This is a genomic window from Succiniclasticum ruminis DSM 9236 (assembly GCF_900112895.1).
GTDB classification, from domain to species: Bacteria; Bacillota; Negativicutes; order Acidaminococcales; family Acidaminococcaceae; genus Succiniclasticum; species Succiniclasticum ruminis.
Genome location: NZ_FONL01000003.1, coordinates 21,496 through 36,343 on the forward strand (window position 1 = coordinate 21,496; position 14,848 = coordinate 36,343).

General features: G+C 49.9%; 15 protein-coding genes and 2 other annotated features. Of the genes, 13 read left to right on the forward strand and 2 right to left on the reverse strand.

Annotation, left to right across the window (positions count from 1 at the left end; all coding sequences use genetic code 11):
* Positions 1-510 precede the first annotated feature (510 nt).
* The 8 genes from BM159_RS03370 to BM159_RS03405 all read left to right on the forward strand — a co-directional run bounded on the left by BM159_RS03370 (position 511) and on the right by BM159_RS03405 (position 5,872).
* Positions 511-2,163, forward strand: a complete 1,653-nt coding sequence (locus tag BM159_RS03370; RefSeq protein WP_093912864.1) for a DUF4127 family protein — start codon at positions 511-513, stop codon at positions 2,161-2,163.
* Positions 2,164-2,205: 42 nt separating this feature from the next.
* Entirely contained in the window at positions 2,206-2,412 is a 207-nt protein-coding gene (locus BM159_RS03375) for a hypothetical protein (protein ID WP_093912865.1), read from the forward strand.
* Positions 2,413-2,445: 33 nt separating this feature from the next.
* Positions 2,446-3,045, forward strand: a complete 600-nt coding sequence (locus BM159_RS03380; RefSeq protein WP_093912866.1) for a chromate transporter — start codon at positions 2,446-2,448, stop codon at positions 3,043-3,045.
* Positions 3,046-3,059: 14 nt separating this feature from the next.
* Positions 3,060-3,635, forward strand: coding sequence for a chromate transporter (locus tag BM159_RS03385; RefSeq protein ID WP_093912867.1), 576 nt, complete (start codon positions 3,060-3,062; stop codon positions 3,633-3,635).
* Positions 3,636-3,711: 76 nt separating this feature from the next.
* Positions 3,712-3,819: a sequence feature (ribosomal protein L20 leader region), on the forward strand.
* A 29-nt stretch (positions 3,820-3,848) separates the two neighbouring features.
* Positions 3,849-4,364 carry a translation initiation factor IF-3 gene (gene infC / locus BM159_RS03390; RefSeq protein WP_093912868.1) on the forward strand — a complete coding sequence of 172 codons (516 nt, stop codon included), beginning with the start codon at positions 3,849-3,851 and terminating at the stop codon, positions 4,362-4,364.
* A 15-nt stretch (positions 4,365-4,379) separates the two neighbouring features.
* Complete coding sequence (gene rpmI, locus BM159_RS03395; protein WP_093912869.1) at positions 4,380-4,577, forward strand: 50S ribosomal protein L35; 198 nt, start codon at positions 4,380-4,382, stop codon at positions 4,575-4,577.
* 29 nt (positions 4,578-4,606) lie between these two features.
* Positions 4,607-4,960, forward strand: coding sequence for a 50S ribosomal protein L20 (rplT, locus tag BM159_RS03400; RefSeq protein WP_093912870.1), 354 nt, complete (start codon positions 4,607-4,609; stop codon positions 4,958-4,960).
* 102 nt (positions 4,961-5,062) lie between these two features.
* On the forward strand, positions 5,063-5,872 hold the full coding sequence (locus BM159_RS03405; RefSeq protein WP_093912871.1) for a TrmH family RNA methyltransferase: 810 nt from the start codon (positions 5,063-5,065) through the stop codon (positions 5,870-5,872).
* A 77-nt stretch (positions 5,873-5,949) separates the two neighbouring features.
* Here the strand turns inward: BM159_RS03405 and BM159_RS03410 are convergent, their stop codons facing one another.
* Together BM159_RS03410 and BM159_RS03415 are read right to left on the reverse strand one after the other, a co-directional pair.
* Positions 5,950-6,549, reverse strand: a complete 600-nt coding sequence (locus BM159_RS03410) for a hypothetical protein (RefSeq protein WP_093912872.1) — start codon at positions 6,547-6,549, stop codon at positions 5,950-5,952.
* Positions 6,550-6,582: 33 nt separating this feature from the next.
* Positions 6,583-7,800: an iron-containing alcohol dehydrogenase gene (locus BM159_RS03415; protein WP_093912873.1), complete on the reverse strand. Its 1,218-nt coding sequence runs from the start codon at positions 7,798-7,800 to the stop codon at positions 6,583-6,585.
* A 232-nt stretch (positions 7,801-8,032) separates the two neighbouring features.
* Here BM159_RS03415 and BM159_RS03420 point away from each other — a divergent pair, with 232 nt between their 5' ends.
* The 5 genes from BM159_RS03420 to guaA all read left to right on the forward strand — a co-directional run bounded on the left by BM159_RS03420 (position 8,033) and on the right by guaA (position 14,748).
* Complete coding sequence (locus BM159_RS03420) at positions 8,033-8,494, forward strand: GAF domain-containing protein (protein WP_093913042.1); 462 nt, start codon at positions 8,033-8,035, stop codon at positions 8,492-8,494.
* A gap of 76 nt (positions 8,495-8,570) precedes the next feature.
* Positions 8,571-8,826: a binding site (T-box leader), on the forward strand.
* Between the two features lie 53 nt (positions 8,827-8,879).
* Complete coding sequence (pheS, locus tag BM159_RS03425; RefSeq protein ID WP_093730189.1) at positions 8,880-9,905, forward strand: phenylalanine--tRNA ligase subunit alpha; 1,026 nt, start codon at positions 8,880-8,882, stop codon at positions 9,903-9,905.
* A gap of 14 nt (positions 9,906-9,919) precedes the next feature.
* Positions 9,920-12,352, forward strand: a complete 2,433-nt coding sequence (gene pheT, locus BM159_RS03430) for a phenylalanine--tRNA ligase subunit beta (RefSeq protein WP_093912874.1) — start codon at positions 9,920-9,922, stop codon at positions 12,350-12,352.
* A 107-nt stretch (positions 12,353-12,459) separates the two neighbouring features.
* A complete protein-coding gene (locus BM159_RS03435; protein WP_093912875.1) occupies positions 12,460-13,659 on the forward strand; it encodes a coenzyme F420-0:L-glutamate ligase in 1,200 nt (399 codons plus the stop codon).
* A 105-nt stretch (positions 13,660-13,764) separates the two neighbouring features.
* Complete coding sequence (gene guaA / locus BM159_RS03440; protein ID WP_093912876.1) at positions 13,765-14,748, forward strand: glutamine-hydrolyzing GMP synthase; 984 nt, start codon at positions 13,765-13,767, stop codon at positions 14,746-14,748.
* The last annotated feature ends 100 nt before the right edge of the window (positions 14,749-14,848 follow it).

The following is a 14,848-nucleotide window of genomic DNA, read 5'->3' on the forward strand; positions in this document are numbered from 1 at the left end:
TTCTTCGGAAACGCGGGATTTCAAACAAAACCGGAGAACTGTTCCACCCAGACCGTTGAACGAATCACAAAAGTTTTCCGGAAAATAAAAAACCCCCGTTCCCTACACACAGGGACGAGGTTAATCGCGGTTCCACCCTCATTGGCTGCAAAGGCAGCCCACTCAAGAACCGGTAACGCAGTTTACGCGGCGCTTGCTAATCAGATAAAACTTTTCACAAGGCAGTTTGAAGGTGGTTCCGTTTTACGCTTGCGCTGCCGCTCTCAGCAATTGCGGCATTTTCTGTAAGGCAGTATGCAAAACATCGTCCTTCGCATTACTTTTAAGGTTTTTGTTTATGCGTAAATTATAGCACTTTAAACTTACGTGTCAAGCGTGAAAATTTTCGTAATGTAAATAAAAATCAGAATGTGTACTTTCCTTTTAAATGAGCTTGCGTTATAATTATATAATACAAAACTAAAATGGTATATTATGCTTTCTACATAAGGGAGAATATCTGACTTAATTATGAACAAATTACGGTTGTTTAAGACATTTATAACTTTGTTCAGTTTCATATTGTGCGTGCTTTCCGGAACGGCAGCGTTGGCAAAAGAAAAAACAGCACTTCTGTTTATTCCTCTGGATAACCGTCCGGTCTGCTTTTCTTATCCGGTGAAAGTTATGGAAGCGGCTGGCTATAAAATCTATACGCCGCCGGAAAATCTGCTGGCCACCCGTACTTCTGCAGCAGATACGGAAAAGCTTTGGAAATGGTTGGAGAGCAGGGCGGAAAAGGTAGATGCTGCCGTAATTTCTACAGATGCCCTGATTTATGGGGGGCTGGTAGCTTCCCGCACCCATTCGCTTACCATGGCAAATCTGGAGGCCAGGGTTAAACGTCTCCGTGACTTGCAAGTGGATAAAGACACCCGTTTTTATGGATTCAGTACTCTGATGCGCACTCCCCGGGAAAGCTATGGCAATGTAGAACCGGAGTACTATTCCAATGTGGGGCCGGCCATTTATCGGTATTCCCAGCTTTCTGACAAGTCGGACCTGCATGCGGAAACACTGTTGGAAGATTTTGAAGTCGGCGCATTTGAACGGAATCTGGCAAAGGACCATCTGAAAGACTGGCTGGACCGCCGCAATAAGAACATGGCAATCAACCACCAGCTGGCAATGCTGACCCGGGTGGGACGGTTTGATTATTTTGCCATCGGCAAGGATGATAACGCTCCTCTGTCTCACACACATATGGAAGCACGAAAAATATCCCTGAACAATGCATACCTGTCTGATGAGTCCTTCCAGATACTGCCCGGTGTGGACCAGTTGGGTTTGTTGATGTTAACACGTGCGGTAAACGACTTGGAAAACCGGACTCCGGCGGTTTGCCCGCTGTATGTGGAAGGTGTCGGTCCCAAAACCATTCCGCAATATTCTGATATGCCGCTGGGGAAATCGGTTCCGGAGCAGATCGTTGCTGCAGGCGGAAAAATTGTATACAGCCCCGACGCAGCGGATGTTGTCCTGGCCATCAATACGCCTGCGGACGGGACAATGTACGACTCTACCAATCTCTCAAACCAGTATTATGCTTCCCCGGCAAATAAACGTTATATTGTAAATCTGGGAAAAATGTTAGAAAAAGGCGCAAATGTTTCACTGGCTGATGTAGCCTTTTCCAATGGCGGTGATAACGGCTTTATGAATGAAATGTCACTGCGGGGCTTTACGGATAAATTATCTGCCTACAACGGATGGAATACAGCAGACAATACCGTCGGTTTCGCGATTGCCCAGGGAATGCTGGCGCCCCGGATTGCGAAAGAGAAACAGCTGATGCTGATGCGGGAGCGCATTTTGGATGATTGGTATTATCAGTCTAATGCCAGGCGGCTTATTACGGACGAACTGGAAAAGAATAAAAAGTCGGCATATAAATACACATTAAATGAAATGATGCCGAAAATCAAAAAACAGGCTCTGGACATTATCAGCAGGTTAGCAGTTAATTATGATATAACGGCAGGTACGAAATTTGATGTGGTATTCCCCTGGAACCGGTTGTTTGAAGTGGATATCGTAAAACTGCAGCAGGATAAAAATAAATTCCGGTCACGCAGCCGTTCTGCCAAAGGGATGCTTCCGGATGTACCGGTGTATTCGAAATGAACAGGATACGGCGCAGGAGTTTATCAAAAGGAGAGCAGGCTTATGCTGGATTCTATTTTTGAACCGGGCGTTACGGGTATCAGCCCTTTTGCTATCATAATATCCCTGTACCTTGCCTACTATGTGCATAACGACGCGCGCAATCATAATAACCCGCGGGCGCTGTTGTGGGCTTTCGGAACCTTTATGGCATGGATCATATTTTTTCCCCTGTACTGGTTTAAAAATATGCGGGGACGACGCGACTAAGAATCCGCTGACTTTTTTCAGCTGGAGGGATACATGGATAAAACGAAAGATGCAGAAGAAAAATTGGAAAAAGCGGCTTTTAAAGAGCCGTTCAGTTACCGCAAATTATTCATTTCCACTTTTCTTATCAGTGCTTTTACCGTGGGCGGAGGATTTGTTCTCATTCCTCTGATGAAAGCAAAATTTGTGGATGAGTATGGCTGGCTGGAAGAAAACGAAGCGCTGGACCTGGTTTCCATCGCTCAGAGTGCGCCGGGTGTTATGGCGGCAAATTCTTCTATTATTATGGGGTACCGGATGGGCGGCTTTCTGGGAAGCCTTACGGCGTTGTTTGCTACCGTCCTTCCACCGCTGATCACCCTTACCATCATTTCGTTTTTTTATGATGCCTTTGCTTCCAACCCGTATGTGAGGATGTTTTTGAAAGGGATGCAGTGCGGCGTGACGGCTATACTGATAAAGGTGGTACTGGATCTGGTGGTCAAGCAGGTGAAGAAAAAGCTGGCAATACCTCTCATTGTCATGGCGGGAACCTTTATTGCCGCGGTTGTTTTCAAAATCAACATCATGCATATTATAGCAGTGGACGCCATCATCGGACTGTTTCTGATGCGCGACCCCCAATATGATTAAGGAGGTGGAAGCAGATGGATATTCTGTTACAGTTGTTCCTCAGCTTCGCTGCGGTAGGACTTGTCTGTGTAGGCGGCGGCTATGCGTCCATGCCCTTGATTCAGGCAGAGGTAATTGACCGGCATGGCTGGCTTACCATGAATGAATTTGTGGATATCTTCACACTCTCCCAGATGACTCCCGGACCTATCGGCATTAATGCTGCGACCTTTGTGGGAAGCAAAGTAGCCGGTATTCCCGGTTCCATTGCAGCCACGTTGGGTTTTGTTTTCCCCTCTGTTTTTATTGTCTTGTTTTTAGGTTACCTGTATTATAAGTATGGAAATGTATCCGCTATCCGCGGAATTCTGAATGGATTGCGCCCAGCTGTGGTGGCACTGATCGGCAGTGCCGGCCTTAATTTCATATTACTGGCCTTCTGGAATAAGGAGAAGCTGCCGGTAGATTTGGCAAAGACAGATTTGGTCGCGGTAGTAATTTTTGTTTTGGCCTGGTTCGCCCAGAAGAAAAAGACTGGCACTATCACGCTGTTGTTTTCTTCCGGTGTGGCAGGTCTGGTACTTTATCTGGTTACGGGGTTGCATCCGTAATAATTAACAGTGCCCGGGTTTTAAAAAAATCTGCAGCATACTTGACATTGCACGAGCTCTGTGCTATTATATCCCAGTAACAAAGAAGAAGCCATCCGCTTCTCACCTTGCGGCTACGCTCGACAGGGTTGAATACAGCGATTCGCGCGGGTGGATTTTGTTCCGCCCGCGTTTTCATTTTTGTTACATATCCTGTTTTGGAGGTGAACCGCTATTAGCAAGGCAGACTTACGCATTAACGATGATATCCGCTGGCGCGAGGTACGCGTAATTGACGAGAACGGACAGCAGTTGGGCATTATGTCCAGCCGTGAGGCGAATGCCATTGCCCAGGAACGTCATCTGGACCTGGTGGAGATTTCCCCGCAGGCCCGTCCCCCCGTGTGCAAGATATTGGATTATGGCAAATATCGTTATGAGCAGCAGAAACGGGAAAAAGAAGCCCGTAAGAAACAAAAAGTCTTTGAAATTAAAGAAGTAAAGCTGCGCCCCGGTATTGAAGACCATGACTTTGGCGTTAAGTTTAAGAATGCGGCGCGTTTCCTGGAGGAAGGCAACAAGGTCAAGGTCACGATTATGTTCCGTGGCCGTGAAATGAGCCATCCGGAACTGGGCGAGGCGTTGCTGGTCAGAATGGCTGAGGAATTGGGTCCTGCAGCCGTCGTAGAAAAGAAACCGAAATTGGAAGGACGCAACATGACCATGATCGTTGCGCCTAAAAGTAAATGAAGGAGGATGTAAATTATGCCTAAGATGAAAACCCGCAGAAGCGCGGCAAAACGCTTCAAAGTTACCGGTACCGGTGAATTCAAACGCGCGAAAGCATTTCGCAGCCACATTCTGGAACATAAATCTCCTGCCCGTAAGAGAAATCTGCGTAAAGCGGGTCTCGTTCACAAAACCGATCATGAACGCGTAGCAAAAATGCTGCCGTACGCATAAGAGTTTGAGGATACAGGAGGAGAACAATCATGGCAAGAATTAAAGTTGGCGTAACTGCCCATCGTCGTCATAAACACATTCTGAAACTGGCAAAAGGTTATCGCGGAGCAAAGCATCTGTTATTCAGAAAAGCTAATGAAACCGTAATGAAAGCGCTGATGTATGCACGTCGTGACCGTCGCGCCAAAAAGCGCGAGTTCCGCCGTCTGTGGATTGCCCGTATCAATGCTGCAACCCGTGCTAACGGCCTGTCCTATAGCCGTTTCATCTGCGGCCTGACCAAAGCCGGCATCGCTCTGGACCGTAAGGTGCTGGCTGATATGGCAATCAACGACGCTGCCGCATTTGCAAAGCTGGTTGAAACCGCAAAAGGCGCGCTGTAATTTGTGAAAAATATACAAGAAGAAAGAACCTGAATTCATTCAGGTTCTTTTTTTATATGTTATAATTATCTTAAAACAGGAATTGTTTTGGGAGTGGATAATATGGAAATCATTACCAGCGTTAACAACCAGCGCGTAAAAGATGTTGCAAACCTGAAACAAAAAAAGTACCGGACGGAAACAGGGACATTTTTTGCGGAAGGTCTGCGCGCGGTGACAGAAGCGGTGCAATTTGCTGACGTGTCCGAGCTGTTTTTCATAAAGACTGAAGAGAACAAATTAACGGAAATCATAAAAACAGCAGAAGAAAAGGGCGTGCGCCTTTATTGTGTCGATGAAAAAGTAATGGCAAAACTCAGTGATACAAAAACGCCCCAGGGCGTGCTGGCTTTGATTAAAATGCCGGAGGACAGTCTGCAGAAGCTTAATCCGGGAACGTCATCGGACAACAACGCGCCCGTTATCATTCTGGACCGTGTCCAGGATCCGGGTAACCTGGGGACGATTATCCGCACGGCAGATGCGGTAGGGGCTCTGGGAATCATTCTATTGGAAGGCTGTGTAGACGCATTTTCGCCAAAAGTGGTGCGGGCTTCCATGGGTTCGCTGTTCCATTTGCCCGTTATTCAGGATGTTTTTCCGGAAGAAGCGCTTACCTGGTGTTATCGCCATGGCTATGAACCGGCAGCTACCGCTTTGAAGAATGCGCAAAATATGTATAAAGCAGACCTCAGTAAAAAGATGGCTTTTATTTTCGGGAATGAAGCCAACGGCGTGGCGGAAGAACTGCAGGCTGCGGCGGAAACACGCCTGTTCATTCCCATGGCAGGACAGGCTGAATCCATGAATGTGGCCATGGCGGCAGGTATCATTTTATTTGAAGGGTTACGGCAGCGTAAGTTTTTCCGTTAACTGTTTGCAATTGAAAACCGCTGCGTTGGGAAAATCTTTCCCACGCAGCGGTTTTGTTTTACTGTATAAGAATTAAGTTACTTCAAATCATTGACAAAGTCGTTGCAGATGCGGTTCAGCATGCCGTCGTAACCGGAATCCTGCCGTTCCCGGGTATCGATGCAGTTATAAACGGTATGCCCGGTGTTGCGGTCTTTCAGCGTAAACTCCACTTCGGCATAAGCATTGGTAATCCATTCGCCCGGATGCTGGATCAGCCTTTTTACCGGGATGGTGATGGAGCGTTCCCTGCCATCTCTGCCTTTCTCAACAATTTTCTTGTTTTCATATATTTCCTCCACCCAGGGTTCTTTCCAGTAAGTGTAGGTGGCAAGGGTATGAACGGCAAGAAGCAGGTCTAATCTTGCTCTTGTGGGTTCCTCAGGGGGTATAATAAGATTTTTATTCTTCTTAGCGAGGGCGGTTCGCAGGGAGTTCAGGGCGCGGCCTGTAGGATTGCTGTCTTCCTGCAGATCGTGGGGATGATTTGATTTGGGCGTGTAAACGCATTCCGCCAGATACAAATTCATTATGTTGCTGAAATTGTAATTAGGATCTTTAAACTTGCTTTTAGAAGCGGACACGGAACCCATGAAAGTCATCATCAATACGAGTGTAAGAATAAACAGCTTTTTCATATTTAACCCCTCCTGCAAAATTCACAAGTATTTTTAGAAATCAACTTCCGTATCGTAGTAGCAGCACTTCAGCAGCTTCACCATTTCTTCCTGGCTGGGCTGGCGCGGATTGGAACCGGTGCAGGCATCCAGGATGGCGTCGGCGGCGATGCGTTCCACTCTCTCCAGGAACACTTCCTCCGGCACAAAGCCTTTGTCTTCCGGCAGGCCCTTCGGTCCGTAGTGGTTGATGCTGTGGGGGATGTTCAGGTCGTCGTTCATCTTCCGCAGGTAGGCGATCAGCAGATCGACTTTTTCTTCGTCGCTCTTGCCGCCCAAGTGCATGTAGTCCGCAATGACGCCGTACCGTTTCAGGGCGGCAGGGTCTTTGGAGTTAAATTTGATTACTTTCGGCAGGTACATGGCGTTGGCCGCACCGTGGATGATGTGGGCGCCGTAATCAGCAAAGGCCGCGCCGGTCTTGTGAGCCATGGAGTGAACGATACCCAGCAGTGCGTTGGAGAAAGCCATGCCGGCCAGGCACTGGGCGTCATGCATGATGTCCCGGGCTTCCATGTCGCCATTGTAGGATTTTACCAGGTTTGCCTGGATCAGTTCAATGGCATGGATAGCCAACGCGTCCGCATATGCACTATGGGCAGTGGAAACATAAGCCTCGATAGCGTGGGTCATGGCGTCCATGCCGGTGTGGGCCGTCAGTTTCTGGGGCATGGTGTGAACCAGGTCCGGATCCACGATGGCGATGTCCGGCGTAATTTCAAAATCGGCGATGGGATATTTGATGCCCTTCTGGTAATCGGTGATGATGGAGAACGCCGTGACTTCCGTAGCAGTTCCGCTGGTAGAAGAGATAGCGCAGAAATGAGCCTTGGTGCGCAGTTTCGGCAGTCCGAATACTTTGCACATATCGGCAAAGGTGGTTTCGGGATATTCGTATTTGATCCACATTGCCTTGGCAGCGTCGATGGGGCTGCCGCCGCCCATGGCTACGATCCAGTCGGGCTGGAATTCCTGCATGACGGCCGCGCCGTTCATGACGGTTTCCACGGAAGGATCGCTTTCAATCCCTTCGATCACCTTGGTTTCCATGCCGGCTTCTTTCAGATAGGCCAGCGCCCGGTCCAGAAAGCCGCCGCGTTTCATGCTGCCGCCGCCTACACAGACGATAGCCCGTTTGCCTTTTAAGGTTTTCAGTGTTTCCAGCGCGCCTTTTCCATGATACAGGTCGCGGGGTAATGTAAATCTTGACATGATAAAGACCTCCTTTATAATGAAAAACCGTAAAAAAATTTGTGAGAGCCTTGCTGTAAATATTATACTACAAGGCAGGCGCAATTTCGAGCGAACAAACTGTGAATAATGCGGATATATTTGCTTTTTTGTGTAAAAGCAGATATTATTTTGATTAAAGAAGAAAGCCATCGTTTCTTCTACAGGACAGGTGAGAATAATGAATAGTAGTAATAATATGACACCCAGGCATATGACACCTGATTACGATTTATTAGTGCAGCAGGTAAAAGCTCTGGGCGAAGAAGAGAACTACTGGCTGCCGGTACTGGCCAACACCTCCGCGCTGTTGATGAACGCCCTGCCGGATTTAAACTGGGCCGGCTTTTATCTCATGAACCGTGACTCCTTAGTGCTGGGACCGTTTCAGGGAAACCCGGCCTGTATCCGTATTCCCTTGTGCGCCGGTGTGTGCGGAGCGGCAGCACTGCACGACAAGGTGCAGCGGGTGGATGACGTGCATCAGTTCCCCGGGCATATTGCCTGCGATAGCGCAAGCAATGCGGAAATCGTGATTCCCATCCATAAAAATGGGAAACTGGTAGGCGTGTTGGATATTGACAGCCCGGTAAAGAACCGTTTTACGGAAGCGGACGAAGCGGGGCTGAAGAAAATTGTGGCCGCGCTGGAGGAGATTGCGGAGTTTACAGATTAAACGTCACTTTCCCTTGCCCAACGTTCCTAGTTGTGCTATAATACTTAAGTCAATTGCATAACGTCCCTAATCAAAACATTGCACAAGGAACGGGAGAGTAGCGTTTTCAAAGCATAAAGAGAGTCCGGGCAGGTGGGAGCCGGATTGCGGAAACTGCGTGAAGTTCACCCGGGAGTGCCTTTGCTGAACCTGCGGGAGTATAAAGTAGGCAGAGCGTTTGCCGCGTTAAGGCGCAAGAGTATAGGAGTCACGGATTGATTTGTCTGAACTTGTTTAATCTGTAATTCCTTTAAAGTAGGGTGGTACCGCGGAACATCACTTTCGCCCCTTCACAGGGACGGAAGTTTTTTATTTTATTGCTTTCACAGGAGGCATGAACATGAGCATGAAAGAAATGCTGCTGGAGCTGAAGGAAAAAGCGCTGGCAGACCTGGAAGCAGCAGCCAGCTCCCAGGAGTTGCAGGATTTGAAAGTAAAATATCTTGGTCGCAAAGGTCCCATGACGGAAATCCTCCGGGGCATGGGCAAGGTGCCGGCAGAAGAACGTCCGAAGATCGGCGAAATCGTTAACCAGGTAAAGCAGACGCTGGAGCAGTGCCTGAAAGACCGCACGGAGATTTTGCGGGCGGAAGCACTGAAAGCAAAAATTGCCAACGATAAAGTGGACATCACCCTGCCTGGGCGCAAACCAGCGGGCGGGCATCTGCATCCCATCACGCTGACCAACCGGGAAATCAAAAAGATATTCATGCACATGGGCTTCGATGTAATCGAAGGCCCGGAAATCGACAACGACTACTTTAACTTTGAAGCGCTGAACCTGCCCAAGGATCATCCGGCCCGTGATATGCAGGATACCTTCTACATTACGGACAATTTCCTGCTGCGCACTCAGACCAGTGGCGTGCAGGCCCGCACCATGCAGAGCAAGGAGCCTAACACTCCCATCCGCATGATTTCCCCCGGCGCGGTGTACCGAAACGATTACGACGCCACCCATTCCCCCATGTTCCATCAGGTGGAAGGACTTGTGGTGGATAAAAATATCAGCCTGGCAGATTTGAAAGGTACTCTGGAAACCTTCTGCAAGGAAATGTTCGGCAGCAGCGTGAAGATTCGTCTGCGTCCCAGCTACTTCCCGTTCACGGAGCCAAGCTGCGAGGTGGACATCAGCTGCGTGATCTGCGGCGGCAAGGGCTGCAACGTGTGCAAACATTCCGGCTGGCTGGAAATCTTGGGCGCCGGGGAAGTGCATCCCAACGTGCTGGAGATGAGCGGCTACGATTCCAAAGTCATGAACGGCTATGCCTTCGGCATGGGGGTGGAACGAATTGCCATGCTGAAATACGGCATTGACGATTTACGGTTATTCTTTGAAAACGATCTGCGGTTCATCCGCCAGTTCAGGTAAGGGAGGGAAAGATAATGTTAGCTTCGATTGCATGGTTAAAACGCTATGTTGACATTGATGTAACTCCCGAAGAATTGGCTGACAAGCTGACCCGGGTAGGGCTGGAAGTGGAAAGCGTAATTCATCAGGGACAGGGGATTACCGGTGTGGTAACTGGTAAGGTTACAGCTATTGAGAAAAACCCCAAAAGCGATCATCTGTGGGTCTGCCAGATGGATTACGGCAGCGGTGAGATCGTCCAGATCCAGACCGGGGCCCAGAATGTGAAACTGGGGGACATCGTTCCCGTGGCAACGTTGGGCGCGGAACTGCCCAACGGCATGAAACTGAAAAAAGTAAAAATGGCCGATGTGTATTCTTACGGCATGCTGTGCAGTGCGGCAGAACTGGGTATTGACAACAAGCTGCTGTTGCCGGAACAGCGGGAAGGCATTCTGATTTTATCGCCGGATACACCTATAGGAAAAGATATTAAAGATGTGCTGGGCCTCAACGATACAGTGTTGGATATTGACCTCACCGCCAATAAACAGGACTGCTTCTGCATGACCGGCATAGCCCGGGAAGCGGCTGCGGTATTGGGCAAGACCATGCGCATGCCGGATACCAGCGTAAAGGAAACAGCTGGCGGTGACGTTCACGACATGCTGCGTGTTGCTATTGAGATTCCAGAACTGTGCAGCCGTTTTACCAGCCGCGCGCTGAAAAATATTAAAATTATGCCGTCTCCGGACTGGATGCAGAACGAGCTGCGCGCCTGCGGTGTGCGTCCCATCAGCAATGTGGTTGACGTGACCAACTATGTGATGATGGAACTGGGGCAGCCCATGCACGCCTATGATTACGACACGCTGGCCGGTCAGGCACTTATTGTGCGACGGGGCAAAGCAGGGGAACACCTGCAGACCCTGGACGATCAGGACCGGGAACTGACACCGGACATGATCACCATTGCGGATACGGAAAAAGCCGTGGGCCTGGGCGGCGTCATGGGCGGCCTGATTACCGAAGTAACGGATAAAACCAAAACCGTTATTCTGGAAGCGGCAGCCTTCAACGGTCCGTCGATCCGGCGCACCTCCAAAGCGCTGGGCCTGCGCAGTGAAGCCTCTATGCGTTTCGAGCGGGGCGTGGACATTGCCAACTGCCATCGCGCGCTGGACCGGGCGGCTCATCTGCTGGAAGAAATGGGCGCCTGCGAAACGGTCTGCGGTATTGCGGATGCGTATCCGGTGCCCTATCATCCCGCAGTGATTACCGTAACACCGGAAACCATCAACACCCGTATCGGTGTGAATATTCCCAAAGCAGAAATGACAGAGATTCTGCAGCGTCTCCAGTTTAAAGTGAAGGAAGACAACGGCGCTCTGGTAATTACGGCGCCTACCTGGCGTCAGGACGTGACCTGTGATGCGGATATTTCCGAGGAAATCGCCCGCATGCATTCTTATGATAAAATTGAAAGCCACAATCCGGAACTGGCACTGCGCCAGGGCAAGGAAGATCCCATGGAAGAAGTGAAAAGCGAAGCGGAAGACTATCTGGCTTCCGCCGGTCTGGACGAAGTGATGACCTACACCTTCACCCATCCGTCTTTTGTGGATAAGATGATGCTGAAAGCAGACGATGCCCGCCGCAACGTCATCAAACTGATGAACCCCATCAGCGACGAGTTCGGCGTGATGCGTACCACCATGCTGCCCAGCCTGCTGAACACGGCGGCATACAATCTGGCCCGGCAGGCGGAAAGCGTGAAGATTTTTGAAGTGGGCCGGGTGTACCTGCCCAAGTCCCTGCCCCTGACTGAACATCCGGAAGAACGGCGGGTCATCGGTGCCGTGATGAGCGGCCGCCGCAATGAACTGAACTGGACCAGCGGCAAGGACAACGTGGACTTTTATGATATAAAAGGCGTAGCAGAAGGTTTGCTGACAAAGATGCAGCTGACGGACTATGAACTGGCTGCCTGTGAGGAAACTTACATGCACCCGGGTAAGAGCTGCGTCGTAAAAGTTGGAGAAAAGGTAATCGGCTATTTCGGCTGCCTGCATCCTACGGCTGCGGCTAATTTCGATGTGCCTGAAGAAACCTATGTGCTGGAACTGGAGCTGGCGCCTCTGGCCGAATCGGCTCTGAAGGTTCCCCAATACACGCATCTGGCCAAATTCCCCGGCACCAGCCGTGACATTGCGGTAGTGGTTCCCAAAAACGTGACCATGCAGGAGCTGGAGAGCGTACTGCGGACCAATGCCAGCGAACTGCTGAAAGGGATCCGCGTCTTCGACGTGTACACCGGAAAGCAGGTGGCGGAAGGCTGCAAGTCCGTGGCCTTTAATCTGACCTTCCAGGCAGAAGACCGCACGCTTACCGACGGCGAGATTGATCCCGTCATCAAAAATGTGGTGGAGAAAGTGGCGGAAGCCTACGCGGCAGAACTGAGAAAATAAGAAAAAATAGCGGAAACACTTGCCCCCATAAAAAAATAAGGGTAAAATATATAGTGGTATGCTTTTTTGAAATCCGGCCTCATGGCCTTAAGAAGGGAACATTTTATATGGAAAACAAAGAACGTTTAGTAGGTACTGTATCCAGAGGCATCCGTTTACCCATCATCCGTCAGGGCGATAACCTGGCAGACATTGTAACGGAAAGCGTGCTGAAAGCCGCGGCAAGCGAAGGCTTTGCCCTGCGCGACCGGGACGTTATCTCCATCACGGAATCCATCGTGGCCCGTTCTCAGGGAAACTATTGCTCCGTAGATGACATTGCAGCGGATGTGAAAGCGAAGTTGGGCGGTGAGACCATCGGCGTCATCTTCCCGATCCTGTCCCGCAACCGGTTTGCCATCTGCCTGCGCGGTATTGCCAAAGGTGCGAAGAAAGTCGTGCTGATGCTGAGCTATCCTTCCGATGAAGTAGGCAACCATCTGGTAAGCCTGGATCAGATCGATGAAGCGGGCGTAAATCCGTTCAGCGATGTGCTGACCCTGGAAAAATACCGCGAATTGTTCGGCGCGACGGTTCATGAATTCACCGGCGTGGATTATGTTGACTATTATAAAGAACTGATGGAGTCCAGCGGCGCGGAAGTGGAAGTAATCTTCGCCAACCATCCGGAAGCTATCCTGAAATATGCGGACAAGATTTTGAACTGTGACATCCACACCCGTGCCCGCACAAAACGGATTTTGAAAAAAGCCGGCGCGAAAGTGGTCTGCGGTCTGGACGATATTATGACGGCATCTGTCAATGGCAGCGGCTACAATGAAAAATACGGTCTTCTGGGTTCTAACAAATCCACGGAAGACAAGGTAAAACTGTTCCCGCACCAGTGCCAGTCCCTGGTGGAAGAAATCCAGGCAAGGGTGCTGAAAGCTACCGGCAAACACGTGGAAGTCATGGTATACGGCGACGGCGCCTTCAAAGATCCCCAGGGCAAGATCTGGGAACTGGCGGATCCGGTGGTTTCCCCGGCCTTTACCAGCGGTCTGGTAGGAACACCCAATGAACTGAAACTGAAATATCTGGCAGACAATGATTTTGCGAACCTGTCCGGCGAAGAGCTGAAGAAGGCCATTACCGACAGTATCGTGAAGAAGAGCGGCAGCCTGGTTGGCAATATGGCGTCCGAAGGCACCACGCCCCGTCAGCTTACCGACCTGATCGGTTCTCTTTGCGACCTGACCTCCGGCTCCGGCGACAAAGGCACCCCGGTTGTTCTGGTGCAGGGCTATTTTGACAACTATTCCAATTAAACTGTATTGCATAGCAGGCCTGAATGAAAGCCTGCTATGCATTTTGTAATTTTAAGGCAGGAAACAAGAAATAATAGTTCTTACAAATCCTAAGGAGGCTCATTTATGGAACAGGCAAAACGTCCGGAAACGATGGAACGGATTACGACAGCCGAACTGGCAAAAGCGTTTATTGATGAACAGGTTGGGGAACTGCGTAAGCAGATTGGCGATAAAAAAGTGTTGCTGGCGCTGTCCGGCGGCGTAGATTCCTCCGTTGTAGCTGCGTTGCTGATCAAAGCGGTAGGGCAGCAACTTGTATGCGTGCATGTAAATCACGGTCTGCTGCGTAAAGGAGAACCGGAGCAGGTCATCAAAGTGTTCCGGGACGAGATGAAGGCAAACCTGATTTACGTAGATGCGACGGAACGGTTTTTAGGCAAGCTGGCTGGTGTCAGCGATCCGGAAACCAAACGCAAGATCATCGGCGGTGAATTTATCGAAGTATTTGCGGAAGAAGCGAAGAAACTGGAAGGTATTGAATTCCTGGCTCAGGGTACCATTTATCCTGACATTCTGGAAAGCGAACAGGGCATCAAGGCCCATCACAATGTGGGCGGTCTGCCTCCCGAACTGAACTTTGAACTGGTGGAACCGGTGAAACTGTTATACAAGGACGAGGTCCGCGTAGTAGGCAAGGAATTGGGGCTGCCTGACAACATGGTATACCGTCAGCCTTTCCCCGGTCCGGGGCTGGGCGTGCGGTGTCCGGGTGCCATTACCCGGGACCGTCTCGAAGCGGTGCGGGAAAGCGACGCGATTCTTCGGGAAGAATTCGCGAAGAACGGACTGGAAGGAAAAGTATGGCAGTATTTCACTGTAGTGCCTGACTTCAAGTCTACTGGGATCCGCGATGGTAAGCGTACGTTCGACTGGCCGGTCATCATCCGTGCCGTCAACACTAAGGACGCCATCACCGCAACGGTGGAAAATGTTCCTTATGAACTGATGCAGCACATCACCGACCGCATCGTCCATGAAGTGAAAGGCGTGAACCGTGTACTGTACGATTTTACCCCGAAGCCCACGGCGACGATTGAATACGAATAATTTTGCAGTAAACATCAAAAACAGTTTATATTACGATTCATATAAAATGTGAATTTGCAGCTTGCGAATTGAAAAAAGGTCCATAAAACAAATCATCAAA

Bases quoted from the DNA above. Each gene is read 5' to 3' on its own strand.
- BM159_RS03370 (WP_093912864.1), top strand. From the start codon at position 511: ATGAACAAATTACGGTTGTTTAAGACATTTATAACTTTGTTCAGTTTC.
- BM159_RS03375 (WP_093912865.1), top strand. From the start codon at position 2,206: ATGCTGGATTCTATTTTTGAACCGGGCGTTACGGGTATCAGCCCTTTT.
- BM159_RS03380 (WP_093912866.1), top strand. From the start codon at position 2,446: ATGGATAAAACGAAAGATGCAGAAGAAAAATTGGAAAAAGCGGCTTTT.
- BM159_RS03385 (WP_093912867.1), top strand. From the start codon at position 3,060: ATGGATATTCTGTTACAGTTGTTCCTCAGCTTCGCTGCGGTAGGACTT.
- rpmI (WP_093912869.1), top strand. From the start codon at position 4,380: ATGCCTAAGATGAAAACCCGCAGAAGCGCGGCAAAACGCTTCAAAGTT.
- rplT (WP_093912870.1), top strand. From the start codon at position 4,607: ATGGCAAGAATTAAAGTTGGCGTAACTGCCCATCGTCGTCATAAACAC.
- BM159_RS03405 (WP_093912871.1), top strand. From the start codon at position 5,063: ATGGAAATCATTACCAGCGTTAACAACCAGCGCGTAAAAGATGTTGCA.
- BM159_RS03410 (WP_093912872.1), bottom strand. From the start codon at position 6,549: ATGAAAAAGCTGTTTATTCTTACACTCGTATTGATGATGACTTTCATG.
- BM159_RS03415 (WP_093912873.1), bottom strand. From the start codon at position 7,800: ATGTCAAGATTTACATTACCCCGCGACCTGTATCATGGAAAAGGCGCG.
- BM159_RS03420 (WP_093913042.1), top strand. From the start codon at position 8,033: ATGACACCTGATTACGATTTATTAGTGCAGCAGGTAAAAGCTCTGGGC.
- pheS (WP_093730189.1), top strand. From the start codon at position 8,880: ATGAAAGAAATGCTGCTGGAGCTGAAGGAAAAAGCGCTGGCAGACCTG.
- pheT (WP_093912874.1), top strand. From the start codon at position 9,920: ATGTTAGCTTCGATTGCATGGTTAAAACGCTATGTTGACATTGATGTA.
- BM159_RS03435 (WP_093912875.1), top strand. From the start codon at position 12,460: ATGGAAAACAAAGAACGTTTAGTAGGTACTGTATCCAGAGGCATCCGT.
- guaA (WP_093912876.1), top strand. From the start codon at position 13,765: ATGGAACAGGCAAAACGTCCGGAAACGATGGAACGGATTACGACAGCC.